At 38.8% G+C, this 17,224-nt stretch carries 12 protein-coding genes; 2 read left to right on the plus strand and 10 right to left on the minus strand.

Annotation, left to right across the window (positions count from 1 at the left end; translation table 11 throughout):
• Window positions 1–143: 143 nt before the first annotated feature.
• Genes dapB through AC3ITD_RS13980 form a run of 4 tightly spaced genes read right to left on the minus strand, consistent with a single transcriptional unit; the run spans window position 144 to window position 3,339 of the window.
• The gene (gene dapB / locus AC3ITD_RS13965) at window positions 144–878 is read right to left on the minus strand and encodes a 4-hydroxy-tetrahydrodipicolinate reductase (protein ID WP_489360605.1); all 735 of its coding nucleotides are present in this window, start codon (window positions 876–878) and stop codon (window positions 144–146) included.
• Between the two features lie 10 nt (window positions 879–888).
• A complete protein-coding gene (locus AC3ITD_RS13970; RefSeq protein ID WP_489360607.1) occupies window positions 889–1,620 on the minus strand; it encodes a DUF5683 domain-containing protein in 732 nt (243 codons plus the stop codon).
• Window positions 1,620–2,528, minus strand: coding sequence for a ParB/RepB/Spo0J family partition protein (locus tag AC3ITD_RS13975; RefSeq protein ID WP_489360609.1), 909 nt, complete (start codon window positions 2,526–2,528; stop codon window positions 1,620–1,622). The genes AC3ITD_RS13970 and AC3ITD_RS13975 overlap by 1 nt, the downstream gene beginning before the upstream one ends.
• A gap of 7 nt (window positions 2,529–2,535) precedes the next feature.
• Window positions 2,536–3,339, minus strand: coding sequence for a ParA family protein (locus AC3ITD_RS13980; RefSeq protein ID WP_056848688.1), 804 nt, complete (start codon window positions 3,337–3,339; stop codon window positions 2,536–2,538).
• A 181-nt stretch (window positions 3,340–3,520) separates the two neighbouring features.
• Between AC3ITD_RS13980 and AC3ITD_RS13985 the strand changes: the two genes are divergently transcribed.
• Window positions 3,521–4,042 (plus strand): NADPH-dependent FMN reductase, encoded by a 522-nt coding sequence (locus tag AC3ITD_RS13985; RefSeq protein ID WP_489360611.1) that lies wholly within the window; start codon window positions 3,521–3,523, stop codon window positions 4,040–4,042.
• A gap of 153 nt (window positions 4,043–4,195) precedes the next feature.
• Here the strand turns inward: AC3ITD_RS13985 and AC3ITD_RS13990 are convergent, their stop codons facing one another.
• Together AC3ITD_RS13990 and AC3ITD_RS13995 are read right to left on the minus strand one after the other, a co-directional pair.
• On the minus strand, window positions 4,196–5,269 hold the full coding sequence (locus AC3ITD_RS13990) for a DUF2891 domain-containing protein (protein WP_489360613.1): 1,074 nt from the start codon (window positions 5,267–5,269) through the stop codon (window positions 4,196–4,198).
• A gap of 80 nt (window positions 5,270–5,349) precedes the next feature.
• Entirely contained in the window at window positions 5,350–5,802 is a 453-nt protein-coding gene (locus AC3ITD_RS13995) for a substrate-binding domain-containing protein (RefSeq protein WP_463485306.1), read from the minus strand.
• A 136-nt stretch (window positions 5,803–5,938) separates the two neighbouring features.
• Here AC3ITD_RS13995 and AC3ITD_RS14000 point away from each other — a divergent pair, with 136 nt between their 5' ends.
• Window positions 5,939–7,483 carry an ABC transporter substrate-binding protein gene (locus AC3ITD_RS14000; protein WP_489360616.1) on the plus strand — a complete coding sequence of 515 codons (1,545 nt, stop codon included), beginning with the start codon at window positions 5,939–5,941 and terminating at the stop codon, window positions 7,481–7,483.
• Window positions 7,484–7,488: 5 nt separating this feature from the next.
• On the opposite strand, the gene AC3ITD_RS14005 is transcribed toward AC3ITD_RS14000, so the two are convergent.
• The 4 genes from AC3ITD_RS14005 to AC3ITD_RS14020 form a co-directional block, all read right to left on the minus strand.
• A complete protein-coding gene (locus AC3ITD_RS14005; RefSeq protein ID WP_489360618.1) occupies window positions 7,489–9,576 on the minus strand; it encodes a S9 family peptidase in 2,088 nt (695 codons plus the stop codon).
• 84 nt (window positions 9,577–9,660) lie between these two features.
• Window positions 9,661–11,097: a SusD/RagB family nutrient-binding outer membrane lipoprotein gene (locus AC3ITD_RS14010; protein WP_489360620.1), complete on the minus strand. Its 1,437-nt coding sequence runs from the start codon at window positions 11,095–11,097 to the stop codon at window positions 9,661–9,663.
• 11 nt (window positions 11,098–11,108) lie between these two features.
• Window positions 11,109–14,240, minus strand: coding sequence for a SusC/RagA family TonB-linked outer membrane protein (locus AC3ITD_RS14015; protein ID WP_489360622.1), 3,132 nt, complete (start codon window positions 14,238–14,240; stop codon window positions 11,109–11,111).
• A gap of 291 nt (window positions 14,241–14,531) precedes the next feature.
• Complete coding sequence (locus AC3ITD_RS14020; protein ID WP_489360624.1) at window positions 14,532–16,970, minus strand: TonB-dependent receptor domain-containing protein; 2,439 nt, start codon at window positions 16,968–16,970, stop codon at window positions 14,532–14,534.
• Between the last annotated feature and the right edge of the window lie 254 nt (window positions 16,971–17,224).

The raw sequence follows: 17,224 nt of genomic DNA on the forward strand, positions 1-17,224 counted from the left end.
ATTAAAGCCCCGCCCCAACCCTCCCAGAAGGGAGGGAGCGCAAAGCGATTTAAAATCTTTGTTCTTTATTTCTTGCTCTTTGTTCTTTGCTCCTTAATTCTTGCCCTTAATCCTTGCTCCTCACTCTTTCTTCCTTCTCACTCCTATTCAAAAATATCAGTGATACTAAAAAATCCTTTTTTGTCTTTAAGCCACTCTGCTGCAACCACAGCACCTAAAGCAAAACCTGCTCGACTGTGTGCTGTATGTTTAATTTCAATGTCGTCTACCTCGCTGCTGTAAATCACCGTATGCGTTCCCGGGATGTTTTCAATGCGGTGCGATTCAATAAGCAGTTGCTCTGCTTTCGGGAAAGCTTCTACATCTGTTCCCACAACTTCATTTAACCACTCTGTCTTTCTCTCTAAATTATCTACGATACCTTCAGCTATTGTAATTGCTGTACCACTTGGCGAATCTAATTTCTGTGTGTGATGAATTTCCTCTACCTGCACTTCATAGGCCGGGTAGTTATTCATCAGCTTTGCTAAAGTTTGATTTAACTTAAAAAACAAATTAACCCCAATACTGAAGTTAGACCCATAGAGCAAAGTATTGTTACTCGTATTACAGTCATTTTTAACTTCCTGCAGCTTGCCGTACCAACCTGTTGTACCTACCACGAGAGGAACATTTGCATCGAAACACGCACTAATGTTATTTAAAACCGAATCAGGTGTACTAAAATCGATAGCCACATCTGCCGATTTTAGGTTCTGCCTAGTTAAATCATCCTGGTTATCAATGGATATTTTTAGCACGATTTCATGACCGCGTTCAAGGGCAAATTTTTCGATAATCTGTCCCATTTTGCCATAACCTAAAAGCGCAATTTTCATGGATTTATTTTTAAAAAGTTAGAGATAATTTTAAGGCTGGCATGGCTCTAAAGCTGTACATGCTGTTTGAATTTATCAATGTAGGAACCGCCCTGAAGGATAATTTATCATCGATATTAAAGAAGTGCAAACGAGCCGCAACGTAAGCATCTACCACATTCGCAATATAAACCAAACCGTATGAGAAAAGTACAATTTGCTTGTTTCTCCTGTAAGTGTCTTTACCGGTAGTTATTCCTGAAGTAGAAAACTCACTTCCATCAGCTTTGATAAATGGTCCATTAGGATCTGCCTTGCCGCCGTTATTATTCCGATACTGTAATTCTTTCAGGTACAAATCATATTGTTTACTACTCTCGATATACGACAGCGTCAATACGGTAAACCCACCATAAATGGCACCTATTTTACCTATGGTGTAAATGCGTTGGAAGGTCAGATTTTTACCCGCCCTGGAACCATCATTCAATAATTGAAGATTGTAAATCTGGCCAAGTCCGGGCAATATTAATGATTTTAAAACTGCTTTTCTCCCGGCAACTTTACCAGGGTTTACATATTTGGATTTAACCGAATCACGCCGCGTCATTACTTTAGGCGAATCTACTTTCATAGGCCTATAGTTACGACTTTTCAGCGTATCAGTTGCTTTTGATACTGTATCTTCTACCTGAGCCGAAGCTTGGTTTACCAGAAAAAGCGTAAATAAACAAACCAGTATTAAAAGCTTATTGAAATGCATTACCAGTCTAATAATTCTAAAATTCGGTTTAAATCGTCGTCACTCATAAAAGGAATTTCGATGGCGCCTTTGCCATTCTGCGAAACTTTTAATTTAACACGTGTAGCAAATTTAGAAGCCAGATCATCCTGCAGTTTTTGATATTGAAAAGAAACGCCCTTTACTGCTGTCTTTTCTTCGATTTTGAGTGGAGAATGCTGTAAATTACGAACCAGTTCTTCAACTTTACGCACCGACAAACCTTTATCTAAAATCTCCTGGTGGATAAATAATTGCTTATCAACACCATCAACATTAATCAAAGCACGGGCATGCCCCATCGATATTCTCTGATCTCGGATGGAAGCTTGAATGGCCGGCGGAAGTTTCAACAAACGCAAATAGTTGGTCACTGTGGTACGGTTTTTCCCAACCCTGTCACCTAACTGTTCTTGTTTTAACCCCACTTCATCAATCATCCTCTGGAAACTTAATGCCACCTCAATGGCGTTTAGGTTTTCTCTTTGGATGTTTTCGATCAATGCCATTTCCAACATCTGTTGGTCGTTAGCACTGCGAATATATGCCGGTACTTGTGTTAAGCCTGCGAGTTTTGAAGCCCTAAATCTACGCTCACCAGAAATTAACTGATATTTGTTTGCGCCGATTTTTCTTACCGTAATGGGCTGGATTAAGCCTTGCACTTTGATGGAATCTGCTAGCTCATTTAAAGCTACCTGATCAAACTCGGTACGTGGTTGATAAGGATTGGTTTCAACTTCCGTTAAACTTACATGACTGATATTACCAATCTGCTCGGTTTCACTTACAGCATTTACTTGCTGTTTTGGTGGATGAGAAGATTCGCTATCATCTAAAAGCGCACTTAACCCTCTTCCTAAACCTGTTTTTCGCTGAAAAGATGTCATCTATAATTTATAAAGTTGCTGTATCTATGTTTTCTTCCTCTTTTAACAGTCCGTTTTTCTTCACGATTTCTCGGGCAAGATTGAGGTAGTTAATTGCGCCTTTGCAATTGGCATCATGCATAATTACCGAAACGCCATAACTTGGCGCCTCACTTAAACGGGTATTTCGCTGAATAATGGTATCAAAAACCAACTCATGGAAATGCGTACGAACCTCTTCAACCACCTGGTTTGATAAACGTAAACGAACATCGTACATGGTTAATAAGATTCCTTCTATTTCCAATTCAGGGTTTAAACGGTTTTGAACAATTTTAATTGTATTTAACAATTTGCCCAAACCCTCTAAAGCGAAATATTCGCATTGAACCGGAATAATAACCGAATCGGCTGCTGTTAAAGCATTGATGGTAATTAATCCCAGCGAAGGAGAACAATCGATGATAATGAAATCGTACTGATCTTTAATTTTTTCCAAAACCGCTTTCATTTTATACTCACGGTTATTGAGATTGATCATTTCAATTTCGGCACCAACCAAATCAATATGCGCAGGTAACAAATCTAAATTTGGAGTATCTGTTTTTTGGATAGCCTGGGCAGGGTCGATATCGTTGATGATACATTCGTAGATACTGTCCTTGATATTCCGGGGATCAAAACCAATACCTGAAGTTGAATTCGCCTGAGGATCAGCATCTACCAATAAAGTTTTGTATTCTAAAACGGCTAAACTCGCCGCAAGGTTTATAGATGAAGTTGTTTTACCAACACCACCTTTTTGATTTGCTAATGCAATTATTTTGCTCATCTATCTATCCGAAATTTAATAACGCGTATTTGGGCGCTGTTTATTTATGCCTTTAAATCGGCAAAAAGTTCTATTTTTGCGCTGTTTACGCCCTTTTTATCAATCAGCTAAGATACAAACTATATGGTAATTTTAGCAAGAAGGTCTATCGGGTTTTAAACATCTTATTAACAATTCATCCATGATCACAATTATAGCTGCCACCAACCGGCCCAATAGTAACACGCTAAAAATTGCTAAATATTACCAGGCGCAACTGAAAATAAAAGGCTACGAGGCCGGCATTTTTAGTTTAGAAGATTTGCCTGCAGATATTTTAAATACGGATATGTTTGGAAAGCGGTCACCAGCTTTTCAAGAAATTCAGAATTTGATTAGCGAGACAGACAAGTTTATTTTTGTGATGCCTGAATACAATGGAAGTTATCCCGGAGTGTTAAAGGTAATGATTGACGCCGCCGATTTTCCAGGAAGTTTTTATGATAAAAAAGCAGCACTGGTTGGTTTATCATCTGGTAAATATGGAAACATTCGGGGAGTAGATCATTTCACTGGGGTGTGCCATTATATTCATCTGAATGTACTTCCACTGAGGATACATATTCCTAACATCAAACAAGAACTGGATGAAAATGGAAATTTATTGCAAGAAGACACTGTTAAATTTACGAATGAACAAATAGATAAATTTATCAACTTTTAACCAGGATTTCAAAGGATTTAAAGATTTTAAGATCAATGGTTTCGCTCGTTTCTATCGAATGCATGCCTGCGCTCATTTCTAACGAATGCAAAATAGCTTATCGATTTAATCGATTCTGTGCCTGCGCTTGTCTCCAATAAGCACATAAAGCCGTTATTTTTCTAAAGCGTAAACCGCAAAGGAAGCTAGCCAGTGATCGCCACCATAATTACCGGCAAAAACCAGAGGTAAGGCATTAGCTAAGAATTTATCAGCTGTACTTTCAAAATGTTTTTTCCATTTATGGTTTTCCGGCAATTCTTTCGCAATTCCTTTCATGCACCATGCACGGGTAAAGGATAAACCCACTAAATGAACGCCCTGATAATCGTTGATATCGCTGATGATCGGCAGATCGCTAATTCTTTCTAGACTTCTTTTTTCATAGAACTTATTAAGCCAGTTTACAAAGTCCTTTTCTGGAAGAACCCGCCTCATTAAATCGGCAATCTCTAAACTTGGCGAAAAGAAGTCGGATCCATCTGGTTCGAGGTAAGCTGGAGTTGCCTTGTTATCCAAATAGAAAGCTTTTGCCTTTTCTTCAATCTGTTTTTCGAATGCTACATCTTTGAAAGTTCTTGCCCAATCTAGGGCGAACACTAAACCAAATGCAGTATTCGGATGTACACCCGTTCTGTTGGGATAGGTTTGCTTTGGCAAATAGGCTTTCCAGAGCTTTAAAATTTGTTGCGTTAAGGGTTGCAACGCGGCATGCCATTTTTTAGCATCCGGATTATTCCAGGTATACAGTTCCTGATCAAGCTTTAATAACCAAGCCCAGCCGTAAGTGCGCTCATAAGTACTAGCCACCTGATATTTAGTAAAATACTCGGCCTCGGCTTTCATCTTATCAGGTGAAAAGGTTTTATCCAAAACCGCAATAATTTCAGTCTTGCTTTTAAGATCAGGAACAGTTTTGAGCAATCGCAGCAACATCCAATGTCCATGAACAGAACTGTGCCAATCTAAACACCCATAAAAAGCGGGATGCAGTTCACTTGGCAGCAACCTTCCATCAACTGCTGTATTGGCCACATGCGAAGTTTTATTGGGAAATTCCTGAATAATGCATCCAAGCGGCATCTTGGCCAGCTTTTCTGCAACATCAGCAGTTAAAGTGGGTACAACCTGGGCCGAAGCAAATACGAACGAGAATATAAGAATGCAAAAGGAGAAGCTTTTTTTCATATTTGATTTAATTATAAGCCATTTAAATTATCATACGGAATGATCTCATAACCATCTCAAATCTTCCACATCATCGGTTTTTAAGCTCCAAACCTGATCCATTTATCACCTTCGTGACCGAAGATAAAAGAACCTGGATGAAGCATTTCAGCCATATCTTCAATGAGCGATACAGCATTTTCAGCTGATCTTTCCCGGTTAACATCATCATTAAGCAAAATGATGCGATTGTTTTTTACTGCTTGCCAATCGGCATCTAAAACAGATGGAACCTCTCTCATCAGATCGGTAAGGGTTTTTCCAGGTTGATAATAAATTATAAAAGCAGCACTCATCACGTCGGATTCGATCATTCCTCCAGCTAAAGCAATCTCTTCTGTAAGGAAATAACTTGGATTATTGTTTACATCCAATAAAGCCACCGGCATTTTATCCATAAACTTAATTTTATGCTCAACAATATCCAAACGCTCCTGTAAATCATCACGTTTTGTAGCATCCAAGCCAATAAATAAATCGTTTAAAAAAGACATCTGCATTAAATTTATTAATTTGTGCAAAAATAACATTCCTTACCGCATGCAAGGCTCATTTAGATATATATTTTGGTTTTTTTGTCTTATCATCTGCATTTCCTGCAAACAAAAAAATAATAATAGCGACAAAAAAGTGTTCAATATCAATCTGGATCAAGGCCTGACTTCTCTCGATCCGGCATTTGCCCGAAATCAAAATGCAATTTGGATGACCAACCAAATTTTTAACGGCCTGGTACAGATAGATTCAACTTTGCAAACTGTTCCGTGTATTGCAAAAAGCTGGGCGGTTTCTGCAGACGCACTGACCTACACGTTTAACTTACGCAATGATGTTTACTTTCAGGATGATGAAATTTTCAAAAAAGGAAAGGGGAGAAAAGTTGTTGCCAGCGATTTTGCCTATTCATTCTACAGGTTAATCGATCCAAAAGTAGCTTCCTCTGGCGGTTGGATTTTTAGCGACAAAGTCAAAGATCAATCGAGTTTTATTGCAATAAACGACAGTACTTTTAAAATTCAGCTCGTTCGTCCTTTTCCACCATTTATGAATTTACTCACTACACAATATTGTTCGGTGGTGCCAAAAGAAGTGGTGGAACATTACGGTAAAGATTTTCGAAGTCACCCGGTGGGTACAGGTGCCTTTAAATTTAAATACTGGAAAGAGGGAGAAATTTTGGTTCTATTAAAAAATGAACATTATTTCGAAAAAGATAAGGCAGGGAAACAATTACCGTATTTAGATGCCGTTAAAGCTACTTTTATCACCGATAAACAAAGTGGTTTTATGAGTTTTTTAAAGCAAGACCTCGATTTTTATTACAACATTGATGGAAGCTACCGTGATGACATCCTGACGAAAAGTGGTAAGATGAGCACTAAATATAAAGGCAAGTTTACCTTAACCAAAAGCCCGTATCTGTGTACGGAATACGTCGGCATTTTGGTTGATTCAAATTTAGCCCTGGTAAAAAACTCTCCACTGAAAATTAAGAAAATTAGACAGGCTATTAATTATGCCATTGATCGCGACAAGTTGATTAGATACTTGCGCAATGGGATCGGCATCGCCGCAACATCTGGGTTCATACCGAAAGGGATGCCTGGATTTGATAGTGTTGCCGTTCGGGGCTATTCCTACAATCCAAAGCTTTCTGCCAAACTGTTAAAGGAAGCTGGTTTCCCTGATGGAAAAGGTTTGCCGGAAATCACCTTGAATACTACCACTACTTATAAAGACTTAATTGAGTTTATTCAAGGAGAATTGACAAACGTGGGCATCAAAGTTAAAATCGATGTGAGTCCGAGCGCAAGTCTGAGGGATTTAATGTCGAAAAACAGTGTGAATTTTTTCCGTGGTTCATGGCTAGCCGATTATGCTGATGGCGAAAATTTTCTTTCGATGTTCTATTCCAAAAACAAAGTTCCCTTCGGCCCAAATTACTTTGCCTTTTACAATAAGGAATTTGATCAGTTATTTGAACAAAGTTATTACGAAACCGATAACAAAAAGCGTTTTGCACTTTACCGAAAAATGGATCAGCTGGTGATGGACAACTCACCTGTTGTACCATTATTTTACGATCAATCGGTAGTGATGCTACAAAATAACATTAGCGGCTATGCATTTAATGCCTTAAGCTTGATAATTTTAAAAGGTATTAAAAAGGGCTAATATCCTCACTTTTCTCTATCCATCAGCTTACGTTTTAAAAAATCTGCCGTGGCATCGCTCACTTTTACGCCATTAGAAAACTTCATCCAATGGTGGGTATCATCAGGAATAGCCAGAAATTCAAAATCCATCTTTAAATCTTCAAAGCGTTTCGCTAAATCTACACTTTGATTAAAAGCTACGTTGCGATCATCATCAGCATGGATGATCAAGGTCGGGGAAGTCCAGCTTTTAACATAGGTAACCGGGGAAGATTCAGCTGCGATTTTCGCCGCCAGATCCGCATCGGGAGCAGGCGTTTTCCCTTCGATCGCTGCGCTACTAAATCGACTGTTAACACCGTGAATGTCTACACCTGCAGCGAACAGTTTAGAATCTTTCCCGAGGGCCAAAGCCGTTAAATAACCGCCATAAGAACCTCCGTAAATCCCAATTCTTTTCGGATCGATATTGGCTTGATTCGCTAACCACTCCCCTGCAGCCTTTATATCCTGATATTCGGAAGCACCTTGAGCTCCGGCATTTTTAGGTTTGTGGAAATCATATCCATAACCCAAACCCAAACGGTAATTTACAGATAGTACCGTGAAACCCATACTCACCAGGTACTGATTCAAAGCATAATCAATGGAGTAATAATCCATCGGACTCCAGCCCAGATACATTTGGCGCTGTGGTCCGCCATGAACATATACAATGGCCGGGTGGTTTTTAGCAGCTTTTTTAGGAGAAAAAAGTTGTCCATAAACGATGTTGCCATCAGCGGCTTTAAAACTAACATGTTTTGGAATCACCATTTCCGATAGCGGAAAATCTTTTGGAATCAATTCTTCACCAATCAGATTTATGGTTCCTCCAGCTTTCAAAAGCGCAGGCAGCAAGGGCCGCTGTGCAGTAGCACTTAAACAAAATACCTGTTTTGCATCACCAGAAAATACTGGATAAGCTTCGATACCCAAACCCAAACTCAAAGGTTTCATATTTGCTTTGTCCACATCAACAGTATAGATATGTCTTCGGTCTAAATCATGAACGTCTTTACCGGTGTTGGATGCAAACACCAAAGTTTTTTTATCACTGCTTAATTTGATGTTTTCAACGGTGAAGTTACCAGGCGTAAGTAATATTTTTTGTGATCCATCAGCTTTCATGGCATACAAATGCGGCCAGCCATCTTCACACGAAGCAAAAACAATTCTGTTATTGCCCCACATTAAGTTCGCCCCACCTTCTATCGATGGAAACGATCCACGCAATGTTTCCGGGGCCTTCCAAACCTGTTTGCCTTTTTCTGTTTTAAGATCGACTGTCCAAATGGCCCAAGGTTGGTGTTTGGTTTTTAATAAAGAATCTGTTTCTCCGCCAACTCCTTGCATTCTGATAAAGGCGATAGCGTCTCCATCGGGCGACCAAACAGGAGAATTATCCCTGGAAAACGAAGGCGACAACCATTTAATTGGCGTTTTGTGATCTTGATAAATCCCTATGAACGAATGATCGGTACGATTACTTACAAATGCTATTTTCTCCCCATCAGGCGACCATTTATAGGAAGTGTTAGATCCTTTTACGCTAATAATATTTTTTGCTGGTGAAGCGCCATCTGCCGGGGTCAGATAAATCTGACCTCCTTTTGCAAAGAGGAGCTGATTCTCTTTTGGTGAAAAAACAGGGTAATCACCTTCGGAAATTAAATTTATTTTACCCCCCGAAAATGGAATAGTAAAAATCTCAACCTTGGGTGGGCTTGGTAAGGAAGCCGCATTCACTGAACCGCCGTCTCTTCCACCATGATCGCCGCCTTTTACAAAAACAATCCATTGGCCATCAGCAGAAATAGAAAGACTGGTCAGCTCCTGACCATCATCGTCATTAAAGTTGGTTATTTTAACCGCTTTATAATCTGGCGCTTCGGCAGTATAAATATTTCGTTTACCTTGTTCATTAGCTGCCCAGGCAATTTTGGAACCTACTGGAGATGCTACCAATTGCGACGGAAAAGGATAACTAAGTACGGATTTAATGGAAAATGATTGCGCAAAAGCTGAGGCTATTGAAGCAAATACCAGTAAAGTAAAAAGCGCTTTCTTCATTGTAGGAAATTTCTGGATAATTTATCAAAAAAAAGCCCTAACCAGTAAATGGGAAGGGCTTGAAAATGGTTTTTTATAAAATTGTTACTGATCCCACCATAATCTTGTGGTTCTTGGTACATCAACAGGAACGTTTGCTCCATTTTTACTTCTTTCACCCTGAGTGTAATCCAGGCGGCGAATGAAAGTTGGCAATGCATTATTCACTGGCAATGTAAAATCTTTGTATTTGTAATCGAAACGGCGAGCATCATTCCAGGCTTCTGGGTTGAGATAGGTGGCGATATATTTTTCTTTAAAGATCAAATCCTTAGTAAGTTCAGCTGCACCTACAGAAACCGTCGGCCTTGCTAAATAAGCTGTCTTATCTGTTGCTTCAACCTGAAATTTATCCATGTTCGCAGAAATTCCTGCCAAATACGCGTTATATGATCTCGTTCTGTCGGTATCGAAAGCAGCTTCTGCTTCAATAAATTTTAGCTCTGCGTAGGTTACCAGAAAAATTGGAGAAGTGTTTCCGCTCCATGGAGAATTCTGTGAAATATAGTTTTCATTTTTCAAAGTGTTTGCTCCGGGAGGTCGATTACCGGCTCCGTTTACAGTGCCAATCCATTTTCCATCAACAGTTAAGTCAGTAATTTTTGGTAGTCGTGGATCAATCGGACCAGGATATGATGTTCCGTTTAATGCGTCTATCAGTTGCTCAGACAACCAACCACCTAAAGATTGCTGTGAATTGCTTAGCGCAACTCCGGCCCAAAAATTACGTTCTCTAAAAGTCTGCATTCTTGCATCTTCATTGTTATTAGCGATTGATTTGCTCACAGCATCTAAAACAGCTGCCGGATTGTAGCTAGCAGTTTTACTTACTTTATTTAATAGTCGGGCTTTCAAAGCGTAAGCAAACTTTAACCAGTTGGCCCTTTCAGTAGCAGCAGTAGTGCCATAAATTAAATCGCTGGCTGCCGCTAATTTTACCGCTGAGTTTGTTTTTGCCAACTCCACAATGGCCTCATCAATCAAAGCCATAGAAGATGCATAAACATCTTGTTGCTTATCATACTTCGGCACTAAATTGTTGATATTGAAAGCTTCAGAAAAAGGCGCATCGCCCCATAAATCATTCACCATGATCAAATTGTAGGCAATGATCACATCGGCAACGCCCTTATATTCACTTGAATTTTGAGCAATCGCTAGCTTTTTCATTTCATTGGCATCGGCCATAGCAAAATATAAAGCATCCCAGGTACCGCTAAAATCTATGGCTTGGTAAGTATCGCCGGCGCCATTGGCAGCAGGGTTGGCTGTATACTGCACATAAGGCAAAATGATACTCGCGACGTTGTAATTGTTTAAACCCGCTTTATAAGTAGATGTTGCTAATAAGGCGTTTAAGGTTGGGTTAGCAACCTGGTTTGGATTATCTGATAGTTTATCAAAGTAACTATCCTTACAGCCTTGCAAACCTAATGTTGCAATCATGGCCGAAAACAAGGTATATTTTATAATCTTTTGCATCTTAATTCTTTTTAAAAACCAACATTAAGCGTGAACAGAATCTGACGTGAAGATGGATAGGTAAATCCTGCAGAGCCATCATTGTTGCTTCCTGCATCATATGAACTTGATTCAGGATCTACGCCGTAATATTTTGTCCATAACCACAAATTGTTTCCAGTAACAGACAGCGAAGCATTTTTAATTGCTTTTGCAGGTAACCATTTTGCTGGGAAACGGTAAGACAAACTAGCTGAACGTAAACGTACCCAGGAAGCATCAGATACAAATGGTTCAGATACGTTTCTGTAATAAATCCGGTAATAACCCTCGCCGTAATTCACACCATCGGGTCCGGTAGTTTGGCCGAGCCAAACCTGTTTGGTATTCGGCGTTCCATTTGCAAGTAAACCTTCAAATGTTTTAAACGATCTTCTGTCTGTTGTGTAATCTGGCAAGCCAAATGCAGAATAAAAATCTTCTAACCAGTTATATTTCTCAAAACCTAAACGGGCATCAAACAATACATTTAAGCTAAAGTTTTTGTAGTTGAACGTGTTTCCTAAACCAATAATATAATCTGGTTGAGAGTTACCTAACAATCTTTGTGTACCACCAGAAATGATTGGAAAACCATTTGCTCCGATTAGTAAAGGAAGATTTTTATCTAAAACGATTGGATCTTGAGGGTTTGGAGAATACCTCTGGAAATAACTTCCATAAATATTTCCGTAAGGCTGACCTTCTATCAGTTTCATGGTTACCCCAGCATTTCCATAACCTCTCGCAGCGCCATACACAATCTCTTTAATGCCATTAGGCATGTTAAGCACCTTGTTTCTATTTGCAGAAAGGTTAAGGTTTACGCTCCAGTTGAAATCTTTACCTACAATTGGTTTACCATTAATTACCAATTCTACACCTCGGTTACGAATATCGCCCGCATTAATTGATTTGGTTACATAGCCTACAGCTGATGAAATCTGGGTTTGAATAATTTGATCCTGACTTAATGAATAGTAGTAAGTGAAGTCAAATCCCAATCGGTTTTTGAAAAACGACATTTCCAAACCTGCCTCGTATGTGTTTGTAAACTCTGGTAATAAATCAGGATTACCCAGGTTAGAAGCAATTGTTAAACCACCCGTACCTGTTGGCAAATTAATGTAAGGTGAATAGCCTGTAAAAGTAGAATATTCCGAAGCATCCTTACCAATCCGTGCATAAGACAACCTTAGTTTAGCCTGATTGATCACTGATGGCAGTTTTAAATGATCAGAGAAAACGTAGCTTAAACTTGCAGAAGGATAAAAGAAGGATCTGTTTTCTTTTGGCAAGGTTGAAGTGATATCATTTCTTCCTGTAACAGTTAAGAACAGATAATTCTTATAATCAAACGTAGCCTCTCCAAAATAACCCACCAAACGCTTTTCGCGGAGGTTTTGGCTTAGCGTTACCACCCCTGCATTAGTAAGATTAAAAAAGTTATAAATCCCTAAAATACTGCCCAAGGTTCCAATTTCTTTAATTCGTCTGTCGTAAAGTTCTTGCCCTAATCTTAAAGTACCTGTAATGTCTTCCCCTAATTTAGTTGTAAGAGTAGCAACTAAGGTACTGTTCAATGTTCTAAATTTGGTATTGTACTCTCCGTAGAAGCCTTGCTCGTTATCATACATAGCTTCACCGGTATACATTGGGCCACGAGCTGTTCTCACCCTGTTATCATTGTAGGTATCGATACCAAAACGGTACGATAGATTTAACCATTTTGCAGGATCATAACTTAAACTTGCACCACCAATGAAGCGATTCACATCGCCTTTAAGTTTATTATTAGCGGTTCCCCAAATCGGATTATTTGTTCCAAGATATTTTTGAGAACCATCTGCATTTTCATAATCAGAAACATCGTATCGAGGTGAAAAATAAGCTAAACCTTCTCCAAACCGATCGGCGGCATAAGTGTAACCACCAGAATTGGTAAAGTTCATGTTAACAGAAGCCTTAAACTTTGGACTGATAATGAGATCGGTATTTAGTCTTGCAGATAAGTTTTTATTATCCGTATTAGGCATCATCCCTTTTTGGTAAAGTTGCGAGATTGAGGAGAAAAATTTAATAGCATCACTTCCACCAGTTAATGAAACCGAATTTTTAGCCTGCTGTCCAGTGCCAAAAGCCTGATCATAATTATTAAAAAGCTTATCAGGATGAGTTGGATCAATTAATTTTGCTTCAGCAATTGTTGGTCCCCACGCTGGTCCGATACCACCTGGAGGATTGGTATAAACACCTAGAACCCCTTGCGTATATTCTGTTTGAACTTTCGGGCTAATTAACACATTCTCGAAACCATAAGTACTGTTGAAATTTACCTGGATTCCATTTTGTTTACCTCTTTTTGTGGTAATCACCACTACGCCATTTGCCCCTCTTAAACCATATAAAGCTGTCGCTGCACCACCTTTCAAGATGTTAATGGTTTCAATATCTTCAGGATTTACATCAGAAGCCCTATTGGTTACACCTCTTGAGCCATAAGAATTACCACCTGGATTTGCACCAACAGTTGAAGTTGAGTTATCAATCTGTACTCCATCAATGACATAAAGCGGATCGCCAGAAATATTTGGGTCAATGGAGTTTACACCCCTAATCCTGATACTTGCACCCTGACCAGGACCGCCCCCAGTACTTGAAATAGTTGCACCAGCAACTTTTCCCTGTAACGCATTAACTAAATTCGGTTGATGATTATAGTTTAAATCTTCTGATTTAACCGTTTGTGCGGCATAACCTAAAGATTTTGCCTGCCTGGTAATCCCTAAAGCTGTAGAAACGGTAACTTCTTCAAGCTGTTGTGAATCTGAAGCCAACGCCAAAGCAATTGTATTTCTGTTGCCAACGGTAACTTCCTGTGTTTTGTAACCAATTAAACTGACTACTAAAACTGCAGATGAAGAAGGTACCTGAATAGTAAAACTACCATTACTATCAGTTGATGTTCCGGTAGTGCTTCCTTTTATTTTAACGCTGGCACCAGGTAATGGCCCAGAATCATCAGAAGAAGTAATTTTTCCTGTTACTGTTTTTACCTGAGCCATAGAAGAAAGACCCGTTAGCAAAACACACAAAAAAAATAGTGAGGTAAAGATTTTTCTCATATCTCTATTATTTAGGTTAAGGTTTGTTAGTTAGATGCAATATATAGTTTTTAAAAATAAAAAACCGCATAAAAGCCGAGCAAAAACCGGTTAACACTAAATAAATAAATGAAATTAACATAAAACCTGCAATAAGGATCAGCTATACTAACATTTTACCGCAAAAACAAGCATAATCTTTGCTAACCAAAAGGATTACTAGATAATTTTCAGGCACTAAGTGTATTTTATACACCGTAAACAAAAAAGCCTTCGATTTTCATCGAAGGCTTTGCAATTTATTTCAAAATTTTATTGTTGAATGCCGCCCATTCCGCCACCACCTTGTTGTTGGTCTTGTTTAGCATCATCATTTTTAATTTTTTTCTTTTCTGTAAATTTCAGTTTACCAAAACTATAACTGAAGTTAACCCCAAAAGAACGAAGCGGATAGTAGATATTCATGCTTTGATATATTGTACCAGTAGCATTTACCGCATTATTTACTGTTTTAATATGAAGATCTTTTGTAAATGGATTTAACACGTTTACACCAATGCTTCCTTTTTTCTTAAATAAATCCTTTTTAAATGAGGCACCGTAAATATAAAATGGATCTGTAACACCCTGATAAGTACGTACTCTCGAGGTAATTACATTGAAAAGTTCAAAATTATATCCTTTTCCAAAACCATAAGCCGAACGTACGAACCAATTAAAATTGAAGTAAGTACCGGTATTAACATTCGTTTCGTTATTGGTTACTGAGTAAGTGCTGCCAACAAAATTGGTCATCAATGTCCATTTTGGTTTAGGATTGTAAGAACCGAAAAGGTTAAAGCCATAGGTTTCTGCAGTACCCACATTAATATACGAACTCAAAGTTTTGTTAATTCCATTTTCTGTAACAGGTGAGATAGAACGCTCTATTACGCCACCCGTACGACGATAAAATAAGGAAGCCGTAATAACTGAACCTTTGATATAAGTGTTATAACCCAATTCAAAATTCTGACTTAACTCAGGATCCAATTGTGGGTTACCTTGCATGATATTAAACTGGTCGCTTTCGTTACGGAAAGGATTCAGATAATTCTGGGTTGGTCTTTGGACACGGCGATTATAGCTCAATTTCAAAGTAGCCCCACCTTTTAAAGTTCTGGAAAGAATGGCACTTGGAAAAAGGTTCAAATAATCATTTTTCTGGATTCCGCTGTTTTGAGTATTAAAATCAATCTGTGTATATTCTGCTCTTACACCGCCTTTGAATTTCCATTTTTTCGATAAATCGAAAGCAATTACACCATAAGCTGCACCTACATTCTGGTTATAATCAAAATCTTGTGCAGCAATATCAAACTGACTTTTGATATCACGTAAAATAGCTTTTGCACCCACCTCTAAAATAGTAGCTTTTGAAAACGGATAGGTATAATCCGTTTGAAAAGTATACTCGTTTTGCTTACCCGTATTATTGCTATTGGTAATTAAACCTGTAGGGAAAGCTGCAGAAGTAAGTGTATTACTAAAACGTGTGGGATTTCTACCCGTGGAAAGCTGTGCAGAAACAGAAAACTCTTCTCCCTCCTTTTTACTCGTTTTTCTGTAATCCACGTTCCAATCCAAATTCCTGAAAGTCATTTCCATATCTCCAATATTTGCCGCAGCAATGTTGTTGATGATATAATTGGTTTCACTTGGTCCTCCGTTAGAAAAGCTATTGATTTTAGCTGTTGTACTAATGTTATTGTAAGCATTAAAATCATAATCTAATCCCAAACTTCCGTTGTAGCCATCACGTCTCCATTTAGAAAATCCATTTTGCGAAATGCTATTAGTTGTACCGTTTAAATAAGTGGTGTTGGTTATAAATTCTGTAAGCGATTTTTGCGGATAAGCCAGGTTAGTACCTAAACTGGTGTTCACACTTAAGCGGCCAGTTTTAGCAGTTAAGTTAAATGCTCCATTGTTTTGGCGTGTCCCAACTGATGCATTAACACTTCCGCTAACACCTTGTGCAGTCGATTTTTTAGTGATGATATTTATGATCCCTCCCGACCCTTCAGCATCGTATTTTGCCGAGGGACTGGTAATCACTTCCACACTCTTAATTTGTTCTGCCGGAATCATTTTCAAAGCATCAGCTACACTGCTGGCCATTGTTCCCGAAGGCTTACCGTTAATTAACACCCGAACAGCCCCGCCACGCAATTGTACATTTCCCGTAGCATCAACCGATAACATGGGCACTTTACGCATCACGTCTGTAGCATCGCCACCGGCATTAGTTCCGTCAGCTTCAGCGTTGTAAACCATTCTGTCGATCTTATTTTCGATCACTGCTTTTGTTCCCTGAACCTGTACATCAGCCAACGTATTTTCTGTTGAAGAAATATAAATGGTTCCTAAGTTCTGATCGGGTTTTGCTGGCGTGGTGTTAACCAAAATAGTTTTGGTTTTGTAACCCATAAAACCGATCATCAACTTATAAGAATCAGGCGCAACATTTTGCAATGATAATTTTCCTTTCGGATCTGTTACCCCACCGTTTACCGATTTATTATCCTTTGTATTAATAAGCGAAACTGTTGCGTAATCTATAGGCTGTTTGGTAACAGAGTCTAAAATAGTTGCCGTAACACGGCCAAAAACGGTTGGTTTTTTTGCACCTCCACCTAAACCACCAGGAAATTGGGCCTGAGCGTTGATAAATATTCCCAGCGATAGGATTAAGAGTAAAATTCTTTTCATATTAGTTAGTTAATCTTTGGTTATTAGTCGGCGGAAGAGGCCATTTGTTACAATGCAGGAGAATACTTTTTCGCGACTTCGTTAATTTAGTCGGCAAAGGTGCAAATTTTTCAGACAATAACAGCTTAAAAATGATAGACCACTAAAAATGTAAAAGGAAGGAAAAATAGATGAGGAACAAGCAAGAATAACATGCTTCTCATCCTTCATCAATTTCATTTGCAGAGATAGCGATATGATTACCCAGTGCATAT

Source organism: Pedobacter sp. KH_004 (assembly GCF_057840755.1).

Excerpts from the sequence above, each read along its gene's own strand:
- dapB (WP_489360605.1), bottom strand. The coding sequence starts at position 878 with ATGAAAATTGCGCTTTTAGGTTATGGCAAAATGGGACAGATTATCGAA.
- AC3ITD_RS13970 (WP_489360607.1), bottom strand. The coding sequence starts at position 1,620 with ATGCATTTCAATAAGCTTTTAATACTGGTTTGTTTATTTACGCTTTTT.
- AC3ITD_RS13975 (WP_489360609.1), bottom strand. The coding sequence starts at position 2,528 with ATGACATCTTTTCAGCGAAAAACAGGTTTAGGAAGAGGGTTAAGTGCG.
- AC3ITD_RS13980 (WP_056848688.1), bottom strand. The coding sequence starts at position 3,339 with ATGAGCAAAATAATTGCATTAGCAAATCAAAAAGGTGGTGTTGGTAAA.
- AC3ITD_RS13985 (WP_489360611.1), top strand. The coding sequence starts at position 3,521 with ATGATCACAATTATAGCTGCCACCAACCGGCCCAATAGTAACACGCTA.
- AC3ITD_RS13990 (WP_489360613.1), bottom strand. The coding sequence starts at position 5,269 with ATGAAAAAAAGCTTCTCCTTTTGCATTCTTATATTCTCGTTCGTATTT.
- AC3ITD_RS13995 (WP_463485306.1), bottom strand. The coding sequence starts at position 5,802 with ATGTCTTTTTTAAACGATTTATTTATTGGCTTGGATGCTACAAAACGT.
- AC3ITD_RS14005 (WP_489360618.1), bottom strand. The coding sequence starts at position 9,576 with ATGAAGAAAGCGCTTTTTACTTTACTGGTATTTGCTTCAATAGCCTCA.
- AC3ITD_RS14010 (WP_489360620.1), bottom strand. The coding sequence starts at position 11,097 with ATGCAAAAGATTATAAAATATACCTTGTTTTCGGCCATGATTGCAACA.
- AC3ITD_RS14015 (WP_489360622.1), bottom strand. The coding sequence starts at position 14,240 with ATGAGAAAAATCTTTACCTCACTATTTTTTTTGTGTGTTTTGCTAACG.
- AC3ITD_RS14020 (WP_489360624.1), bottom strand. The coding sequence starts at position 16,970 with ATGAAAAGAATTTTACTCTTAATCCTATCGCTGGGAATATTTATCAAC.